Annotated in this window: 12 protein-coding genes; 6 read left to right on the top strand and 6 right to left on the bottom strand. The window is 67.9% G+C overall.

Annotation, left to right across the window (positions count from 1 at the left end; all coding sequences use genetic code 11):
- Positions 1–94 precede the first annotated feature (94 nt).
- On the bottom strand, positions 95–562 hold the full coding sequence (locus BST17_RS27960) for a gamma-glutamylcyclotransferase family protein (protein WP_083062267.1): 468 nt from the start codon (positions 560–562) through the stop codon (positions 95–97).
- Positions 563–696: 134 nt separating this feature from the next.
- Here BST17_RS27960 and BST17_RS27955 point away from each other — a divergent pair, with 134 nt between their 5' ends.
- The 3 genes from BST17_RS27955 (at position 697) to BST17_RS27945 (ending at position 4,776) form a co-directional block, all read left to right on the top strand.
- Entirely contained in the window at positions 697–2,112 is a 1,416-nt protein-coding gene (locus BST17_RS27955) for an NAD(P)H-quinone dehydrogenase (RefSeq protein ID WP_083062268.1), read from the top strand.
- 73 nt (positions 2,113–2,185) lie between these two features.
- The gene (locus tag BST17_RS27950; protein WP_083062266.1) at positions 2,186–3,925 is read left to right on the top strand and encodes a glycerol-3-phosphate dehydrogenase/oxidase; all 1,740 of its coding nucleotides are present in this window, start codon (positions 2,186–2,188) and stop codon (positions 3,923–3,925) included.
- Entirely contained in the window at positions 3,922–4,776 is an 855-nt protein-coding gene (locus BST17_RS27945) for a pseudouridine synthase (protein ID WP_083062265.1), read from the top strand. The genes BST17_RS27950 and BST17_RS27945 overlap by 4 nt, the downstream gene beginning before the upstream one ends.
- Here the strand turns inward: BST17_RS27945 and BST17_RS27940 are convergent.
- Positions 4,763–5,524 (bottom strand): FkbM family methyltransferase, encoded by a 762-nt coding sequence (locus BST17_RS27940; protein WP_083062264.1) that lies wholly within the window; start codon positions 5,522–5,524, stop codon positions 4,763–4,765. The genes BST17_RS27945 and BST17_RS27940 overlap by 14 nt on opposite strands.
- Before the next feature lie 193 nt (positions 5,525–5,717).
- On the opposite strand from BST17_RS27940, the gene BST17_RS27935 reads away from it, so the two are divergent.
- On the top strand, positions 5,718–6,488 hold the full coding sequence (locus BST17_RS27935) for an SDR family NAD(P)-dependent oxidoreductase (RefSeq protein ID WP_083062263.1): 771 nt from the start codon (positions 5,718–5,720) through the stop codon (positions 6,486–6,488).
- On the opposite strand, the gene BST17_RS27930 is transcribed toward BST17_RS27935, so the two are convergent.
- Entirely contained in the window at positions 6,485–7,267 is a 783-nt protein-coding gene (locus tag BST17_RS27930) for an enoyl-CoA hydratase/isomerase family protein (protein ID WP_083062262.1), read from the bottom strand. The genes BST17_RS27935 and BST17_RS27930 overlap by 4 nt on opposite strands.
- 9 nt (positions 7,268–7,276) lie before the next feature.
- Positions 7,277–7,972 carry a TetR family transcriptional regulator gene (locus BST17_RS27925; RefSeq protein WP_407937777.1) on the bottom strand — a complete coding sequence of 232 codons (696 nt, stop codon included), beginning with the start codon at positions 7,970–7,972 and terminating at the stop codon, positions 7,277–7,279.
- A gap of 150 nt (positions 7,973–8,122) precedes the next feature.
- Here BST17_RS27925 and BST17_RS27920 point away from each other — a divergent pair, with 150 nt between their 5' ends.
- Positions 8,123–9,190, top strand: a complete 1,068-nt coding sequence (locus tag BST17_RS27920; protein WP_083062260.1) for a ferredoxin reductase — start codon at positions 8,123–8,125, stop codon at positions 9,188–9,190.
- A 36-nt stretch (positions 9,191–9,226) separates the two neighbouring features.
- On the top strand, positions 9,227–10,375 hold the full coding sequence (locus tag BST17_RS27915; protein WP_083062259.1) for a fatty acid desaturase family protein: 1,149 nt from the start codon (positions 9,227–9,229) through the stop codon (positions 10,373–10,375).
- 79 nt (positions 10,376–10,454) lie between these two features.
- Here BST17_RS27915 and BST17_RS27910 read toward each other — a convergent pair whose 3' ends face one another.
- Both BST17_RS27910 and BST17_RS27905 read right to left on the bottom strand, forming a co-directional pair.
- Positions 10,455–13,463, bottom strand: coding sequence for an Ig-like domain-containing protein (locus BST17_RS27910; RefSeq protein ID WP_109750342.1), 3,009 nt, complete (start codon positions 13,461–13,463; stop codon positions 10,455–10,457).
- A gap of 31 nt (positions 13,464–13,494) precedes the next feature.
- On the bottom strand, positions 13,495–19,568 hold a 6,074-nt coding region (locus tag BST17_RS27905), incomplete at its 5' end, for an Ig-like domain-containing protein (RefSeq protein WP_133053611.1).

Raw genomic sequence — 19,568 nt, 5'->3', positions numbered from 1 at the left:
ACACGCAGACCAAACCAAAAGCGGAACCAGCCAAGAAACCCACACGCAGGCCGCTGCTTGACATAGGAGCAATGGTCACTCGCGCAGAAGTGACCTAGGGTCCGACGTTGCGGGCCGGCCGGGTCCGGATGTCGTGCACGTACTCGGCCGGGGCACCGGCGATCTCGGCGGCATCGGCCATCACGCCGAGATAGCGTGCCGAGGGCAGGCCACCCTCCCAGGCGTCGACGACGTAGAGCCAGGCCAGCGCCGGGTCGGTGCTGGTGTCCGAGGACAGCCGTTCCACCCGGCAGCGGATCTTCTTGTGGAAGCCCAGCTCGGAGCCTTCCCACTGATCCAGGTTGGCCTCGTCCTCCGCGGTCACGTCATACAGCACGACGAACACCTTGGACTCGGGGTCCTCGACGAGGGTCGCCAGCGAGCCCTCCCAGCTGTAATCCTCGCCGCCGAAGGTCAGGCGCCAGCCGTGCAACCAGCCGGTACCGGCCATCGGCGAATGCGGCGCGCGCTGCAGCATCTGTTCCGGATGCATGTTCGATCCGTAAGCGGCGTAGAGCGGCACGGGCCAACCTTAAGCGGTCCGGTGGGCAGGAGCGAAGCGACCCGGGGAATGTCACGGTGGGCCGGAGCGAAGCGACCCGGGAGATAAGCCCGGCCGCAGCGGCGACGTGCCGACGGATTGACTAGGTTATGACCGTGCCCACCAGGATCGTGATCATCGGCGGCGGACCGGCCGGCTACGAAGCGGCCCTGGTGGCCGCGGCCCGGGGCCCGGAGGCCGTGCAGGTCACCGTCGTCGACAGTGACGGTGTCGGCGGGGCCTGCGTGCTCTTCGACTGCGTGCCGTCCAAGACGTTCATCGCCTCGACCGGGGTGCGCACCGAGCTGCGGCGCGCCAACGGCCTGGGCTTCGACATCGCCATCGACGACGCCAAGATCTCGCTGGGCCAGATCCACCACCGGGTCAAGACGCTCGCCCGGTCGCAGTCGGCGGATATCGGCTCCCAGCTGCTGAGCCAGGGCGTCACCGTCGTCGCGGGCCGGGGCGAACTCGTCGACGACGTCCCCGGGATGGCCCATCACCGGGTCAAGGTGACCACCCCCGACGGCAAGACCGGCACGCTGAAGGCCGACGTCGTGCTGATCGCCACCGGGGCCACCCCGCGGGTGCTGCCGCATGCGAAACCCGACGGCGAGCGAATCCTGAACTGGCGTCAGCTCTACGACCTGACCGAGCTGCCCGAGCATCTGGTGATCGTCGGTTCGGGGGTGACCGGTGCCGAATTCTGCAGCGCCTACACCGAGCTCGGCGTCAAGGTGACGGTGGTGGCCAGCCGCGACCAGATCCTGCCGCACGAGGACTCCGACGCGGCCGCGGTGCTGGAGGAGGCCTTCGCCGAACGCGGTGTCGAGCTGGTCAAGAATGCCCGCGCCGACTCGGTGACCCGCACCGAGCGCGGCATCAAGGTGTCGATGGCCGACGGCCGCAGCGTCGAGGGCAGCCACGCACTGATGACGGTCGGCTCGGTGCCCAACACCGGCGGGCTGGGGTTGGAGCGCGTCGGCATCGAATTGGGACCGGGCAACTACCTCAAGGTCGACCGCGTCTCGCGGACCACCGCGCCGGGCATATATGCCGCCGGTGACTGTACGGGCCTGCTGCCGCTGGCCTCGGTGGCCGCCATGCAGGGCCGCATCGCGATGTACCACGCCCTCGGCGAGGGGGTGAACCCGATCCGGCTGCGCACCGTGGCCGCCGCGGTGTTCACCCGCCCGGAGATCGCGGCGGTCGGTGTCCCGCAGACCTCCATCGACAGCGGAGCGGTGCCCGCTCGCACGCTGATGCTGCCGTTGACCACCAACGCGCGGGCGAAGATGTCGCTGCTGCGGCGCGGCTTCGTCAAGATCTTCTGCCGACCCGCCACCGGCGTGGTGATCGGCGGTGTGGTGGTCGCGCCGATCGCCTCCGAGCTGATCCTGCCGATCGCGCTGGCGGTGCAGAACAACCTGACCGTCACCGACCTGGCGCAGACGCTGTCGGTGTACCCGTCGCTGTCGGGGTCGATCGTCGAGGCCGCACGCCGGCTGATGGCGCACGACGACTTGGACTGACCGACCTCGACCAAAGGACAGGTCTGGTCCTCGACGGGCCACACCGGCCGGTTGCGCCACGTAGGCTCGAATCGTGACTGACCCGATCTCTGGCAATGGTCAAGCTCAACTCGGTCCCGCCCAGCGTGCGACGGCGTGGGAACGGCTCGGCAGCGAACAGTTCGACGTCGTCGTCATCGGCGGTGGCGTGGTCGGCGCCGGTGCGGCACTGGACGCCGCGACCCGCGGACTGAAGGTGGCGCTGGTCGAGGCGCGCGATTACGCGTCGGGCACATCAAGCCGCAGCTCCAAGATGTTCCACGGTGGCCTGCGCTACCTGGAGCAGTTGGAGTTCGGACTGGTGCGCGAGGCGCTGCACGAGCGCGAGCTCTCGCTGACGACGCTGGCCCCGCACCTGGTCAAGCCGTTGCCGTTCCTGTTCCCGCTCACCAAGCGGCTGTGGGAACGCCCCTATATCGCCGCGGGCATCTTCCTCTATGACCAGCTCGGTGGCGCGAAATCCGTTCCGGCGCAGAAGCATCTGCTCAAGGGCGGGGCGCTGCGACTGGCCCCCGGGCTGAAGCGGAGTTCGCTGATCGGCGGCATCCGCTATTTCGACACCGTGGTCGACGACGCGCGGCACACCATGACAGTGGCCCGTACCGCCGCCCATTACGGCGCGGTGGTGCGGACCTCGACCCAGGTGGTGGCCCTGCTGCGTGAGGGTGACCGGGTGACCGGGGTGCGGGTGCGTGACTCCGAGAACGGTGCGGTCACCGAGGTGCACGGCCACGTGGTGGTCAATGCGACCGGGGTGTGGACCGACGAGATCCAGGCCCTGGCCAAGGAGCGCGGACGGTTCCGGGTGCGCGCATCCAAGGGCGTGCACATCGTGGTCCCGCGCGACCGCGTCGTCAGCGAGGTGGCGATCATCCTGCGCACCGAGAAATCGGTGCTGTTCGTCATCCCGTGGGGCACGCACTGGATCATCGGCACCACCGACACCGACTGGAATCTGGACCTGGCCCATCCGGCGGCCACCAAGGCCGATATCGACTACATCCTGGGCCACGTCAACGCGGTGCTGGCCACTCCGCTGACCCACGACGACATCGACGGCGTGTACGCCGGTCTGCGTCCGCTGCTGGCCGGCGAGAGCGAGTCCACCTCCAAGCTGTCCCGCGAGCACGCCGTGGCCGTTCCCTCGCCCGGCCTGGTGGCCATCGCCGGCGGCAAGTACACCACCTACCGGGTGATGGGCGCCGACGCCATCGATGCCGCAGCTGAATTCGTGCCCACCCGGGTGGCGCCGTCGATCACCGAGAAGGTGCCGCTGGTCGGCGCCGACGGGTACTTCGCGCTGGTGAACCAGACCGAGCATGTCGGCGCGCACTACGGTCTGCACCCCTACCGGGTCCGCCACCTGTTGGACCGCTACGGTTCGCTGATCAGCGAGGTGCTGACGATGGCGGACGGGAAACCCGAACTGCTGGAACCGATCACGGCGGCCCCGGTGTACCTGAAGGTGGAGGCGGTGTACGCCGCCGCGGCCGAGGGGGCGCTGCACCTGGAGGACATCCTGGCCCGCCGGATGCGGATCTCGATCGAGTACCCGCACCGCGGTGTGGACTGCGCCCGCGAGGTCGCCGAAACTGTTGCCCCGGTCCTCGGTTGGACCGATGCGGATGTCGATCGCGAGGTGTCGACGTATCTGGCTCGCGTCGAGGCGGAGGTGCGCTCGCAGACCCAGCCCGATGACGAGTCCGCCGACGCGCTGCGGGCCGCGGCGCCGGAGGCGCGGGCCGAGATCCTGGAACCGGTGCCGCTGAATTGACCGCCCCGCAGGGGTTCACCGGGATCGGACCGTCGCGGGTGCGGGTGCACGGCGGCCGGTTGGTCGACGAGTTCGAGCGCCGCTGGGGTGCGGGTGCCAAAGTCGCTGCCGGTGAGGTGTTCTCGGTCGATGGCGTGCCCTTCGATGAACAGTCGGTGCTGCCGGCCGGCGACTACGTCTACCTGTACCGCGAGCTGCCGGACGAGGTGACGGTGCCGTTCGACATGCCGATCCTGCACCGCGACGACGACCTCGTCGTGGTGGACAAGCCGCACTTTTTGGCCACCATGCCGCGCGGTGGCCACGTCGTGCAGACCGCGCTGGTGCGGTTGCGCCGGGAACTCGGCGTGGACGAGTTGAGCCCGGCGCACCGGTTGGACCGGCTGACCGCCGGGGTGCTGGTGTTCACCGTGCGCCGCGAGGTGCGGGGTGCGTATCAGACCATGTTCGCCGACGGGCGGGTCGCCAAGACCTATCTGGCGCGGGCCCGTGGAGCTCCCACGGTGGACCTGCCGACCGTGCTGCGCAGCCGGATCACCAAGGTGCGCGGACGGTTACAGGCGTTCGAGGAGCCCGGCGAGCCGAATGCCGAGACACATGTGGAAAGCCTCGGCGACGGGTTGTACCGGCTTCGCCCGCGTACCGGGCGCACGCATCAGCTGCGGGTGCACCTGGCCTCGATCGGGATCCCGATCGTCGACGACCCGCTGTACCCGGAAATCGTGGACGTGGCGGCGGGGGACTTCTCCCGCCCCCTGCAGTTGCTGGCGCAGCGCCTGGAGTTCGACGACCCGCTCAGCGGTGCGCGGCGCGAATTCGTCAGCGCGCGTGAGCTCGTCAGTGCCGGATGAACTGGGTGATGGACCCGTAGTAGTGCATGGTGTGGGTCCCGGCCAGCGGGTTCTGCTCGAATGAGTACTCGACGAACAGCTTCTTGATCTTCTTCGCCAGCTCGACCGGGATGTTGTCGATGACGGCGGCTTCGAGTCCCTCGATGTCGATCTTCAGCACGTCGACCTGGCCGTGCTTGTCGATCACGTCGCGCAGGACCTGCTGCGCCTCGACGCACGTGACGGTCAGCGAGTTGCCGAACTCGGCGTTGACGCCGCCGTAGCGCCCGGTCTCCTCGAAGCCGAACTCGACCTCGCCGGCACTGGCGCCGACGGCCACCTGCTGCAGGGTGTAGCGATCCTCGAAGGGACGCAGGTTCTCCTGCAGGCGGGTCACGTTGCGGGGCAACGGCTCGAACAGATAGGTGTGTGCGTCGGGGCTGCGGGACAGGAAATACGCCGCCGAGATGCCGATGTTGGAGCCGAAGTCGACGATCACACGGTCCTGGGCATCGGCGTGGTAGTCGGTCCGGCAGAAGATCTCGTTGACGGTCAGCAGGTCGTGCGACGAATACAGCCGCAGCGCCACCCAGCCCATCGGGGTGCGCAGCCGGATGGTGGTGGGATAGGTGCCCGACCCGGTGAGGTACTGCCGGAAGATCTGGACCGGATGCTCGTACACCCGCAGCATGTTGCGGGCGGCGATGTAATTCCGGCGGTGCAGCACTGAACCGGCAATTTTGCCGACGCCGCGCCCAGCGATCTGCATTACACCTCCAGGGTCGCGGGCCCACCTTCGGCCGGTGGATGCCCGATTCCGTACGAGGTTAGTCGTCGAAACAGATGTTCACAGCTTAGGTGGACCTAGTTAAAGGGGTCGTGGCGGACGGACGGCGGCGTCCCGAGGACCGGCCGACGGCGGTTCTGCGCACGTCAGCACGGCGATCTGATCTACTACCGGCGTGGATCGCACTGCGTTTGACCAATTGTTCGACCTGTCGGATCGCACGGTGATTGTGACCGGCGGCACCCGCGGTATCGGGTTGGCGCTCGCCGAGGGTTTCGTGCTGGCCGGCGCCCGGGTGGTGGTGGCCAGCCGCAAGGCCGACGCCTGCGCCGCGGCGGCCGAGCATCTGCGCGGCCTGGGCGGCCAGGCCATCGGGGTGCCGACGCACATGGGTGACGTCGACGACCTGGGGGCGCTGGTGGCGGCCACGGTCGCCGAGTTCGGCGGTGTCGACGTGGTGGTCAACAACGCAGCGAACGCCCTTGCCCAGCCGATCGGGCAGATGACGCCGCAGGCGTGGGAGAAGTCCTATGCGGTGAACCTGCAGGGACCGGTTTTCCTGGTCCAGCATGCGCTGCCGTACCTGCGGGAGAGCCCGGCCGCCGCGGTGCTCAACATGGTGTCGGTGGGGGCGTTCAATTTCGCGCCGTCGTTGTCGATCTACGCCTCGGGCAAGGCGGCGCTGATGTCGATGACGCGGTCGATGGCCGCCGAGCTGGTGTCGTCCGGGATCCGGGTCAACGCGATCGCGCCGGGACCGGTGGACACCGACATGATGCGCAACAATCCGCAGGAGGCCATCGACGCGATGACCGACGGGACGCTGATGCGCCGGTTGGCCTCGCCCGACGAGATGGTCGGTGCGGCGTTGCTGTTGTGTTCGCCCGCCGGCAGTTACATCACCGGGCAGGTCGTCATCGTCGACGGCGGCGGGACCCCGCGCTAACTGCGCTTGCGCGAGGCGAAGGCTGCGGCGAAGGCCCGCATCTCACCGCTGGTGCCGGCCAGGATCTGACTGCGGTTCTCGACCTGCAGCGCGGTCTCCAGGCACCCCGCGTCCAGGTTGGCCCACAGCACCTGTTTGGTGGATTCCAGCCCGAACTTGCCATAGCCGCAGAGGGTTTCGGCGATCTGCAGCGCGTCGGCCAGCGGATCCCGCGAGATCCGCGACACCATGCCCAGCCGCAGCGCCTCGGGCGCGTCGACGGTGCGGGCGGTGAGGATCAGGTCGAATGCGGGTCCCGCGCCGATGATGCGCGGCAGGGTGTAGCTGACCCCGATATCGCAGCCGCCGATGCCCAGCTTGATGAACTGGGTGCAGAATTGCGCGGTCTCGGCGGCGACCCGGATGTCGACGGCCATCGCCAGCGCGAATCCGCCACCGTAGGCGGCGCCGTTGACCGCGGCGATCACCGGCTGGCGTAACCGGTGCACCTTGACCGTCAGGCCGGCGATGCGTTCCTGCCAGCGCATGCCCGCCCGCGGATTCTCCAGGCCTTGGGACACCGGCGGCACGCTGGTGTCGGTGAGGTCGAGTCCGGCACAGAATCCGCGTCCGGCGCCGGTCAGCACCACCACCCGGCAGTCGACGTCCTCGGCGATCGCGTCCAGGGTGCGGTGCAACTCCTCGACGAGTTCGGGGGACAGGGCGTTCAGTTTTTCCGGCCGGTTCAGGGTGATGACGGCGATCTCGGGGCGCGGACGGGTCAGCTCAAGGGTCGGCATGAGCCGACATTAGGCGGTGTTGCTCTTCCAGCCGCGCACTCCGATGGTGATCATCGACATCTGTTTGATCGCGGTCTGTTTGATGGCGTCGAGGGCGGCCTCATCGGCGGCATCCTCGGCGAGTTCGGCCACCGAGATCATGGCGTTGACGAACAGGTTGGCCAGGATGTTGAGATCCTCGCTGCTCCATTCCTGCAGGCCGGGAAACCGGGCCAGGTCGATGGCGAGTTCGGAGGTGATCAACCGGATCTCGGTACGGATGGCATAACGCAGGACGGTGACGCCGCTGGCCCGCTCGCGGGTGATGAAACGCCAGTGCTCGCGGCGTTCGCTGATGCTCGCGATCAGGATCTCGGCGGAGGAGTCGATGACGTGGTTCGGGTCGAGCTTGCCGGCGCGGGCGCCGCGCAGCATGTCGCGCAGGGAGCGGAAGGACTCGTCGATGAGGACCAGCCCCAGTGCCTCCATCGATTCGAAGTGCCGGTAGAACGCGGCCGGTGCGATACCCGCCTCCCGGGCCACCTCGCGCAGGCTCAGGCCGGTGAAGCTGCCCTGCTCGAGCAGCTGCAGGGCGGCAGCGACGATGGCACGCCGGGTGACCGCCTTGCGTTCCTCGCGGGAGAGGGTGTCCCGGTTCGAGTGGCTCCGGCTGGGGCGGCTGGAGCGGCCCGACCGGGACCTGGGTACGTCGCTATCCACAACCATCGAGCCTACAACCGCGCATCCGGACTGGTACCCGGCGGAAATATCGCCAAACGTTTGTGATTCGGGAGTACATCTGTTCACCCTGTAATGGCTATCACAACCTGGGCAAACTGGTTGACGAGACCGGCGGTACTGTCTCATGGTGTACATATGTTCACCGAAACGTTGACGCACAGACTGCGGGACCGGGTGCTCCGTTCCCCGCTGCTGGATCTGTTGACCGGACCGCACGGCGTGGACCGGTACACCGAGATCGTCGATCCGGTGTGGATCAAGGGCAACGCCCGCGCAAAAGTGGTGGCCGTCCGCCGCCAGACGACCCGCAGCGTGACCCTGACGCTGGAGCCCAACGCCGCCTTCCCGGGTTTCTCGGCGGGGCAGCACATCAACCTGTCGGTCGAGATCGACGGCCGTCGCCGCACCCGGCCGTACTCGCCGGCCAGCGCCGAGGGCAGTCGCCTGCTCGAGCTGACCGTCGGTCTGCACGACGGCGGCCTGGTCTCGACCTATCTCTACGAGAACGCCGAGCCGGGGATGACCGTCGGTCTCGATTCCGTCGGCGGCGATTTCTTCATGCCGGCCCAGCGCCCGCGGCGCATCCTGTTCGTCTCCGGTGGTAGCGGCATCACCCCGGTGCTGTCCATGCTGCGCACGCTCACGGCGGAGGGGTACACCGGCGAGGTCGCGTTCATCCATTACGCGCGCTCGGCCGAGGAGGCCTGCTACCGCGACGAATTGGACCGCATGCCGGGCGTGCGGGTGCTGCACGGCTACACCCGCACCGACACCGGTGCCGATCTTGACGGGCACTTCGCGCCGCACCACCTGTCGGCCGCCATGGCAGACCCCGAGGCGATCTACGTGTGCGGCCCGCCTGCGCTGGTGGACGCCGTCCGCGAGGTCCGGCCCGACGCCCGGTCGGAGAGTTTCGTCCCGCCGGTGTTCGCGGTGCCCGCCGAGGCAACCGGCGGCACGGTGAGCTTCACCGCCAGCGGCGTCGAGGTGACCGACAGCGGCCAGACCCTGCTGGAGCAGGCCGAGGCGGCCGGGCTCAACCCGGAATCCGGTTGCCGCATGGGCATCTGCTTCAGCTGCACGCGACCCAAAACCCGTGGCGCGGTGCGCAATCTGCTCAACGGCACGGTGTCCACCGACGACTGCGAGGACATTCGCATCTGCGTCAGCGCCCCGGTGGGCGATGTCGCCATCGATCTCTAGCCGCATCCCGAAATCCACAGCAACGAAAGGCAACTGATGACCACGCTCGAATTGCCCCGTAGCTCCACCCCGGCCACCACCCCTGCCGCGCCCCGCAGCTCGGCCAAGTACACGCTCACCCCGGAACAGTTCGAGGCCTTCGGCGCCGAGCTCGACGCGATCCGCGAACGTCAGCTGGCCGATCTCGGCGAGCGTGACGCCACCTACATCCGCCAGATCATCAAATGGCAGCGCGGGCTGGAAGTCGGTGGCCGCGTGCTGTTGTTCCTGCCGCCGGCCTGGCCGGTGGGTACGGTGATGCTGGGCCTGTCGAAGATCCTGGACAACATGGAGATCGGCCACAACGTCATGCACGGTCAGTACGACTGGATGGGCGATCCGGCGTTGCGCGGCCAGAACTTCGAGTGGGACTCGGCCTGCCCGTCCAACCAGTGGCGGCACTCGCACAACTACATGCACCACACCTACACCAACATCGTCGACCTGGACCGCGACATCGGCTACGGCATCCTGCGGATGAGCGAGGACCAGAAGTGGCACCCGTACTACCTGGGTAACCCGGTGTACGCGTTTCTGCTGATGGTGCTGTTCCAGTACGGCGTCGCGCTGCACGAACTGGAGACCGAGCGCATCCGTTCCGGTGAGATCAAGCTGCGTGACAAGAAGGAGATGCTCACCGAGATGTGGGCGAAGGTCAAGCGGCAGACCATCAAGGACTATGTGGCCTTCCCGCTGCTGGCCGGCCCGTTCGCGCCATTTGTGTTCGCGGGCAACATGACCGCGAACCTGATGCGCAACGTGTGGTCCTACACCATCATCTTCTGCGGGCACTTCCCCGAGGGCACCCACGAGTTCACCGTCGAGGAGACCAAGAGCGAGACCCGCGGTCAGTGGTACTACCGGCAGCTGCTGGGGTCGGCGAACCTGAGCGGCGGCAAGTGGTTCCACATCTTCAGCGGCAACCTGTCCTTCCAGATCGAGCACCACCTGTTCCCCGACATCCCGGCGCACCGATACGCCGAGATCTCCGGCGAGGTCAAGGAGATCTGCCGGCGATACGGGCTGCCCTACAACAGCGGGCCGATCCACAAGCAGTTCTTCTCGGTGGTGAAGAAGATCTGCCGGCTGGCGCTGCCGAACCGCACGCCGGCCGACACCGAAAAGACTGTCCCGCAGGCTGCCTGAGGCCCAGACCCCGCACGCGATGATCGCCGCTGCCATTCCTGAGAGGAACGGCAGCGGCGATCGTGCTGTCCGGGAACTGCTACACGAGTGTGCCGACCATGATGGTGACCACCGTGGTCGGTGACACCAGACTGCCATCGGATGCCAGGTAGGTGAAGGTATCCGGACCGCTGTGCCCGTCGTCGGGGACGTAGGTGAAGGTTCCGTCGCCGTTGTCGAGCAGGCTGCCGTTGGTGGGGTGGTCGACGATGATGACGATCAGGTCGTCGGCGTCCCCGTCGGTGTCGTTCGCCAGCAGATCGGTCGTGTCGATGAGCGTCGAACCGGTGCCGGCGGTCACGGTGTCCGGGTTGGCCACCGGAGCGTCGGGGACCGAGCTCACCACGACGCTGACGCCGGCGGTGGCCGTTCCGCCGTGACCGTCGGACACGGTGTAGGTGAAACTGTCGACGCCGTGGAAGTCGGCGTCCGGGCGATAGACGAAGGCGCCGTTCGCATCGACGGTCACCGTGCCGTGGCCGGGCGTGCCGACGAGTGTGATCGTCAGCGCGTCGCCGTCGGCGTCACCGACCGGCAGGGCCGCTCTCGGGATGGTCAGCGGATTGTCCTCGGCGGTGCTCACCGACAGGGTATCGCCGACGACCGGCGGATCGTTGACGGCGGCGACGGTCACGGTCACCTCGACCGGTGCGGAGATCAACGTGCCGTCGTCCACGGTGAAGCCGAACGTGTCGATGCCATGGAAGTCGGGGTCGGGCGTGTACGTCCAGGCCCCGGTGGCACCGTCGACGGTGACGAACCCGTGTTCGGCCTGCACGCTCAGGGTGTAGGTCAGCGGATCGTCGTCGACATCGGTGCCGGACAACGTGCCTCCGGCACCGTCGACCGCGTCCTCGGCAACGGTCCCGGCCAGACCGGACGTCGCAATCGGACGATCGTTGACCGCCGTGACGACGATGGTGATGGTGGCGCTCGACTGCGCCCCCGCGCTGTCGGTGACGGTGTAGGTGAACGTGTCGATGCCGTGGAAGTCCGGTATCGCTGTGTAGGTGTAGCCCGTTCCGTCCGGGAGCACCGACACCGTGCCGCCGGCGGGTGCGGTGACCGACACCGTGAGCTGATCGGGCGTGCTGCCTCCGAGATCGGCGTCGTCGAAGTCAAAGGAACCCGTGATCGGTCCGCCGTCCTCGGTCGCGACCGCGCTGCCGGCGTGCGCGACCGGGCCGTCGTTCACCGGATCGACGGTGACCGTGACGGTGACCGCGTCGGAGATGGAACGGCCGTCGTCCACGGTGAAGGTGAACGAGTCGACACCGTGGAAGTCCGGGTCCGGGGTGTAGGTCCAACTGCCCGACGGGTCGACGCTGACCGATCCGTGCGCCGGAGAACTGTCCACGGTGAAGGTGAGATCGTCACCGGTACCGGTGAGCCGGCCGGTGATGTCGTGGTCCTCATCGCCCGACGCGGTGGCGGGATCACCGGCGGGCGGGTCGTAGACCGGGGTGACGATGACGGTCACGGTGGCGGTGGCCGACGCGCCACCGCCGGCACCGGTGCTGGTGGCGGTGTAGGTGAAGGAATCGGTGCCGTGATAGTCGGCGTCCGGGATGTAGGTGTAGGTGCCGTCCCCGTACAGGATCACCTGCCCGTGGGCGGGGCCGACCGCGAGCGAGGCGACCAGCGCCGTGGTGCCCGGTGCGGTGCTGCCGTCGTCGCCTCGGGCGTAGTCGTTGGTCAGCACGTTGCCGCCGCCGCGGGTGTCCTCGGCGGTGGTCAGGGTGTCATCGGTGACGACCGGCGTGATGGTCGTGGTGGGCGTGCCGTCCGGGTTCAGATGGATGGTGATGACGGCGGTGTCGGTGTGGCCGTGGTGTCGCTTGAACAACCAGCCGAGCGGGCCGTGCAGGTGGAATCCGCGCATGCCGTCGGACACGGTGACGGTGAAGATGTCGGTGCCGGCGAAGTCGGGGTCGGTGGGGGTGTAGACGAGTGTGCCGGTCGCCTGGTCGACCGATACGGTGCCGTGGTCAGGGGCGCAGTCACCGCTGACGGGAACCCGGTAGGTGAGGGTGTCCCCCTCGTGGTCGGTGGCGCCGAGATCGATGGGCAGGCTCGTGTCGCCGGGCCCGAGCGCCAGCGTGATCTCCTGATTCTCGACACGGGGTGCCCGGTTGAAGAAGGTGTGTTCGATCTCGCGACGTGCCCAGGCCAACGCGACCCAGAGCAGGCCGGGTTCGGCGGTCCCACCGGGTGGGTTGAGGAACGCCGCGAGCAGTTTCTGGGCGATGCTCAGCACCGAGTGCACCGTGACGACGGGCGTCACCGACACCTCGACCGGCGTCGTCAGCGTTGCATGTGCGGTGACCGCGCCGGAACAGGCCGTGCAGGCGGCGGTGGTCACTGCCGGATCCGGTGCGGTGAGCCGTGGTGCCGGTGCCGGGGCCGTGGTGTCCGGCTCCGCGGAGGTCACCTTGACCGGTTCGATCGGTGCCGAAACTGTTCCTGCTGAATGGGTTTCGGCGGCGTGCCGCGGTCCGGCGGAGATGAGCGTGGTCGTGTGGCCGAGGGAATCGGTGCGCGGCGTGGGATCGGCGTCGTCCCGATCGTCCTGCTCGGTGGGGGCCGGTTCGGCAATGGCGGGCTCGCTCGGCCCGGAATTATCGGTGTCGGTGTCCGTGTCGTCCGGGGCGGGGGCCGAGATGTCCACCGACTCGGTGGTGTCGGTGTCAGTTTCGTCGTCGGGTTCTTCATCGTCACCCGGAGCCGACCCGGTGGCCGACCCGGTGTCACCGGCTCGGTCGGAATCGTCTGCCTCGTCGGGCGATTCCGCCGCGCTCGACGCCGTCTTCGTCGATCCGGTGTTGGCCGATGTGTCGTCGGCGTGGGCCGTCCCGGCGCCCAAACTGGTCCCGACGGCCAATCCCACGCCCAGCGCCACCGCCAACGCGCCGACCCGCCCGATCGGCAACCCGAAGCCGGCCGGTGGGGCGGGCTGCAATCGGAACGTCGGATAGGTCGCCTGCACGACACCGGCTCCGCGGGTGCGGCGGTGCCGCGCGGCCGGGGAAACGGATCGTCGGTTATCCACTGTCGCACTCCTCATTTCGATTCGACCGGGCCTAGAAGTCCCGGTCGGCAGTGCCGGTCTCGGTCACCGTGTTGCCCGATCCGCCGGTACCCGCGATGTCCTTGGCCGCGGTGGAGGAGAACCACTGCAGGGTGTTGTTGGCGAGGTTGGTGGTGCGAACGGGCGCCCCGAGCCCGGCGACCGAGTCGCTGGTGTAGGTGCCCAGGGTGATGGTGACCGAGGTGCGGTCGCCTGACATCGTCATGGTGGATCCGTCGAAGTGGTAGTACGTGCCGAGCAGACCGCCGAGCCCGAGGGTGGTGAGCGCGTAGCTGCCGGTGCCCAGGCTGGCAGTGCCCAGCGAGGCCAGTTGCGTGCTGTTGCTGCTGTCGTAGATCTGCAGACTGTCATTGGTGCCGAGGACCTCAAGCCCCAGCAGCGACACCACGGCACCGTCGTTGACCCGCACCGTCACCATGCGGGATCCGCTGCCGTCCCAGCCGGCGATGAGGGTGCTCGGGTCGATCGGCTCGCTGAACGTATAGGTGATGGAGTCGCCGGCGTTCAGCAGCCCGGTGGAACCGGTGTTGACGGTCTGGACGTCCACCGCGGTCGGGGCGATGTCATCGTTGAGGCTGAAGCTCGCCGTCGCCGTGCTGGTCGCCCCGGAGCTGTCGGTGATGGTGTAGCCGAAGGTCACAACCCCGTCGTAGTTGTGGTAACCGTTGGCCGGCGGAGTGTAGATGACATTGCCGTTCGCCGCGACGGCGACCGTCCCGATGGTGCCGGTGCTGCCGTTGGAAGCGACCGGCTGGGTGTAGCCGGTGACCGTGCGGGTGTCGCCGGCGTCGACATCGGTGTCGTTGGTCAGGACGTTGCCGATGATCTGTGTCGGGTTCGATTTCACCGCCGATTGCTGGACGGTGCCGAACGAGTCACCGGCCGCTGCGGGTGCGTCGTTGACCGGGGTGACGGTGAGGTTCACGGTGGCGGTGGCGGTGGCGCCGTGGGAATCGGTGACGGTGTAGGTGAAGGTGTCGGTACCGGCGTAATTGCCGGTGGGCGTGTAGGTGTAGCTGCCGTTCTGGTTCAGGGTCACCGAGCCGTGCTGGGCCTGCGTGGTCACCGACAGGGTGGTCGAATCCGGTGCCGTGGCATCGGCGGTGTCGGTGTCGCCGAACGAGACCGTGCCGGCGATCGTGGAGTCCTCGGCGCCCGAGCCGCCGGTGACGGAACCGCCCGCGGTCGGGACGTCGTTGACCGCGGTCACCGTCATGGTGACCAGGGTTGCCGTGCTCGTCAGCGGCCCGTCGGATGCCTGGTAGGTGAAGGTGTCGGTGCCGTTGTAGTTGAGGTAGGGCGTGTAGGTGAACGTGCCGTTGGAATTCCATTGCAGCGAACCATGTTGCGGGCCGACGACGACGATCGCGGTCAGGGAGTTGCCGTCTGCGTCGGTGTCGTTTCCGAGGACGGTGCCGGTGTAGGGAGTGTCCTCGTCGGTGGTGAACGAATCGGCAATGCCGACGGGCCGGTCGTTGACCGCCGTGACGGCGATGGTGACGCTGGCGGTGCTGGTCAACCCGTTCTGGTCGGAGATGGTGTAGCTGAACCCGTCGGTGCCGTTGTAGTCGGGATCGGGCACGTAGCTGAACGAGCCGTCACTGTTGACCGTGACCGATCCGTGGGTCGGCTGCGTATTGCTCAGCACCACAACGGTGTTGCCATCGACGTCCGTGTCGTTGCTGAGCAGGTTGCCGGTGTTCAGCGCGGTGTCCTCGGCCGTGCTGAAGCTGTCGCCCTGTGCGACGGGCGCATCATTGACCGCGGCAATGGTGAGGTTCACGGTCACCGGTGTGGACACCTCGCCGCGGCCGTCGCTGACGGTGTAGGTGAACGTGTCGGTGCCGTGGTAGTTGGTGGCCGGGGTGTAGGTCCAGGTGCCGTTACTGTCGACGGTGACGGTGCCGTGGGTGGCCTGGCCCGACAGCGCGTAGGTGAGCGTATCGCCGTCGACATCGGTGCCGGTGAGGGTGCCGGTGATGGCGTTGTCCTCGGCCCCGGACCCGGTGAGCCCGGCGGTGCCGCTGGGTGCATCGTTGACCGCCGTGACCGTGAGGGTGACGGTGACCGGGGCGGAGGTGGCGGTGCCGTCGGTGACGGTGTAGGTGAAGGTGTCGGTGCCGCTGAAGTTGGCGGCCGGGGTGTAGGTCCAGGTGCCGTTGCTGTTGACGGTGACGGTGCCGTGGGTGGCCTGCGCGCCGAGAGCGTAATCCAGTGCGTCGCCATCGGTATCGGTGCCGGTGAGTGTCCCGGCGATGAGGTTGTCCTCGGTGCCGGTTCCCGTCAGGCCGGCGGTGCCGACCGGGGCGTCGTTGACCGGGTTGAGGTTGATGGTGACGGTGACGGGTTCGGAGAATGCGCCGTCGGCGTCCACAACGATGTAGGTGAAGCTGTCGGTGCCGGTGTAGTCGGCGTTCGGCGTGTAGGTCCAGGTGCCGTCCTCGTTGACTTCGACGGTGCCGTGGGCGACATCGGTGTCCAGGACGTAGCTGAGCCGGCTCGGATCGGTCGCCTCGATATCGCTTCCGGTCAGCGTGCCACCGATGGTGGTCGCGTCCTCGTCGGCGTCGACGACCGAGTCGGTGCCGGTCGGCAGGTCGTTGACGGCCGTGACGGTGAGGGTGACGGTGACCGGGGTGGAGGTGAGGGTGCCATCGGTGACGGTGTAGGTGAAGGTGTCGGTGCCGTGGTAGTTGGCGGTGGGGGTGTAGGTCCAGGTGCCGTCGGGGTTGATGGTGACGGTGCCGTGGCCGGCCTGGGCCGACAGTGCGTATGTGGTTGTGTCGCCGTCGATGTCGGTGCCGGTGAGTGTTCCGGTGAGGGTGGTGTCCTCGGTGCCGGATCCGGTGAGTCCGGTGGTGCCGGTGGGTGCGTCGTTGACCGCGGTGACGGTGAGGGTCACGGTGACCGGGGTGGAGGTGAGGGTGCCATCGGTGACGGTGTAGGTGAAGGTGTCGGTGCCGTGGTAGTTGGCGGTCGGGGTGTAGGTCCAGGTGCCGTCGGGGTTGACGGTGACGGTGCCGTGGCCGGCCTGGGCCGACAGTGCGTATGTGGTTGTGTCACCGTCGATGTCGGTGCCGGTGAGTGTTCCGGTGAGGGTGGTGTCTTCGTTACCGGATCCGGTGAGTCCGGTGGTGCCGGTGGGTGCGTCGTTGACCGCGGCGATGGTGATCGTCACGGTGACCGGCGCCGAGGTCAGGCTGCCGTCGTCGATCGTGTAGGTGAAGGTGTCGGAGCCGTGGTAGTTGGCGGCCGGGGTGTAGGTCCAGGTGCCGTCGGCGTTGATGGCAGCCGTGCCGTGGCCGGCCTGATTCGTCAACGTGTAGGACAGTGATCCACCCGCGCTGTCGAAGTCGGTGCCGGCCAGGGTGCCGCCGATGGTGGTCGAATCCTCGTCGGCGGCAACGGCGGAGTCGGTGCCCACGGGTGCGTCGTTGACAGCGGCGACGGTGAGGGTGACGGTGACCGGGGTGGAGGTGAGGGTGCCGTCGGTGACCGTGTAGGTGAAGGTGTCGGTCCCGTGGTAGTTGGCAGTTGGCGTGTAGGTCCAGGTGCCCTCGGGGTTGACGGTGACGGTGCCGTGGCCGGCCTGGGTGCCGAGTCCGAAGGTGACGGAGTCACCGTCGATGTCGGCGCCTGTCAGGGTTCCCGTGAGGGTGGTGTCTTCACTGCCGGAACCGCTGAGCCCGGTGGTGCCGGTGGGTGCGTCGTTGACGGCGGTCACGGTGACGGTGACGGTGACGGGCGTGGAGATCGCCTGACCGTCGGTGATGGTGTAGGTGAAGGTGTCGATGCCGTGGTAGTTGGTGGCCGGGGTGTAGGTCCAGGTGCCGTCGCTGTTGACGGTGACCGTTCCATGGACAGCCTGGTTCTGCAGCGTGTACGACAGTGATGCACCGGTGTCCACGTCGGCACCGGTGAAAGTGCCTCCGGCCGTGACATCTTCGGTGACATCGATACCGGTGTCGGAGCCGGTGGGGACATCGTTGACGGCGATGACCGCGATGATGACGGTGGCCGGGTCGGAGCGCAGGGCGCCGTCGAACACGGTGTAGGTGAAGGTGTCTGGGCCGTGGTAGTTGGTGGCCGGGGTGTAGGTCCAGGTGCCGTCGCTGTTGACGGTGACGGTGCCGTGGGTGGCCTGGGTGTTGAGGCTGTAGGTCAGCGTGGTGTCGCCGTCGGGGTCGGTGCCGGTCAGCGTGCCGCTGATGACGGTGTCCTCGTCGCCGGTGGCGCTTCCGGCCTGCCCGACCGGCGCACCGTTGACCGCCGCGACATGCAGCACCACCGTGACCGGTGCCGAGTCGGCGGATCCGTCGTCGACGGTGTAGGTGAAGAAGTCGTCGCCGTGGAAACCGGGGTCGGGAGTGTAGGTCCAGGTGCCGTCGGCGTTGACGGTGACGGTGCCGTTGGCGGCCTGCTCACCCAGTTTGTATCGCAGATCGCCGGTGTCGCTGTCGATGTCGGCCGCGACCAGCGTACCGCCGAAGGGGGTGCCCTCGGAGCCGCTCGCTTCTGAATCGTCGGCCGTGGGTGCGTCGTTGACCGGTGCGATGGTGACGGTGACGGTGACGGGGTTGGATGTGAGAGCGCCGTCGGAGACGGTGTAGGTGAACGAATCGGTGCCGTTGAAATCGGCGGTGGGGGTGTAGGTCCAGGTGCCGTTGCTGTTCAGGGTCACGGTGCCGTGTGCGGCGGGGGTGCCCACCAGGTAGGTGAGGACATCGCCGTCGATGTCGACGCCGACCAGGGTGCCCCCAATGGTGGTCGAATCCTCGTCGGCGGTGACCGCGGTGTCGGTGCCGGTGGGTGCGTCGTTGGCCGGCGTGACGGTCACCGTCACGGTGATCGGTGCCGACGAGCCGGTGCCGTCGGTGATCGTGTAGGTGAACGAGTCCGTGCCGCTGTAATTCGTTGCCGGGGTGTAGGTCCAGGTGCCGTCGGCGCCGACGGCCGCGGTGCCGCGACCGGCCGCGCCGCTCAGCGCGTAGCTCAGTGCGGTCGAGTCGACGTCGGTGCCCACCAGGGTCCCGCCGGTGGTGCCGCCGTCCTCGACGATGCTGACCGCGGTGTCGGTGCCGGTGGGCGCGTCGTTGACCGCGGTGACGTGGATGGTCACCGCGACCGGTGCCGAGTACAGCTTCTGGTCGTAGACGGTGAAGGTGAAGGTGTCGGTGCCGTGGTAATCGGGTGCGGGAGTGTAGGTCCAGGTGCCGTCGCTGTTGACGATGACGGTGCCGTGGCCCGCCTGCGCGGACAGCGCGTAGGTGAGGTTGCCCGCCGGGGTATCGGTGTCGGTGCCGGTGACCGTGCCGGTGATGACGGTGTCCTCGTTGCCGGTCCGGGTGAGTCCGGCTGTGCCGACGGGTCGGTCGTTGACCCCGGGGAGAATCAGGGTCACGGTGACGGGCGCCGAGATCGATTGCCCGTCGTCGATGGTGTAGGTGAAGGAATCGGTTCCGGTGTAGTCGGTGGCCGGTGTGTAGGTCCAGGTGCCGTCCGGGTTGACGGCGACCGTTCCGTGCACCGCATCGGTGTCCAGCGTGTAGGACAGGTCGCCGGCGGCGTTGTCGACGTCGGAGCCGGTCAGCTGCCCACCGATCCGGGTCGAATCCTCGATGCCCGCGACCGTCGAATCGGCGCCGGTGGGTGCATCGTTGACCGGGGCGAGGTGCACGGTGACGGTGACCGGGGTGGACACCAGCGCGCCGTCGGTGACGGTGTAGGTGAAGGTGTCGGTGCCGTGGTAATTGGTTGCGGGGGTGTAGGTCCAGGTGCCGTCGGCGTTGATGGTGACGGTCCCGTGGGCGGCCGGATTCTTCAGCGCATAGGACAGTGATCCACCCGCACTGTCGATGTCGGTGGCGGTCAGGGTGCCGCCGATGGTGGTCGAATCCTCGTCGGCGTCGATGGTGGAGTCGGTGCCGGTGGGCGCGTCGTTGACGGCGGCGATGGTGAGGGTGACGGTGATGGGGGTGGAGGTGGCGGTGCCGTCGGTGACGGTGTAGGTGAAGGTGTCGGTGCCGTGGTAATTGGTTGTGGGGGTGTAGGTCCAGGTGCCGTTGG

This window comes from Mycolicibacterium bacteremicum, assembly GCF_002086115.1.
In the GTDB taxonomy this organism is placed as follows: domain Bacteria; phylum Actinomycetota; class Actinomycetes; order Mycobacteriales; family Mycobacteriaceae; genus Mycobacterium; species Mycobacterium bacteremicum.
Note: the sequence above shows the minus strand (reverse complement) of the source record. Positions and strands in the feature narration are given on the sequence as shown.

Bases quoted from the DNA above. Each gene is read 5' to 3' on its own strand.
- BST17_RS27940 (WP_083062264.1), bottom strand. From the start codon at position 5,524: ATGCAGATCGCTGGGCGCGGCGTCGGCAAAATTGCCGGTTCAGTGCTG.
- BST17_RS27930 (WP_083062262.1), bottom strand. From the start codon at position 7,267: ATGCCGACCCTTGAGCTGACCCGTCCGCGCCCCGAGATCGCCGTCATC.
- BST17_RS27925 (WP_407937777.1), bottom strand. From the start codon at position 7,972: ATGGTTGTGGATAGCGACGTACCCAGGTCCCGGTCGGGCCGCTCCAGC.
- BST17_RS27920 (WP_083062260.1), top strand. From the start codon at position 8,123: ATGTTCACCGAAACGTTGACGCACAGACTGCGGGACCGGGTGCTCCGT.
- BST17_RS27915 (WP_083062259.1), top strand. From the start codon at position 9,227: ATGACCACGCTCGAATTGCCCCGTAGCTCCACCCCGGCCACCACCCCT.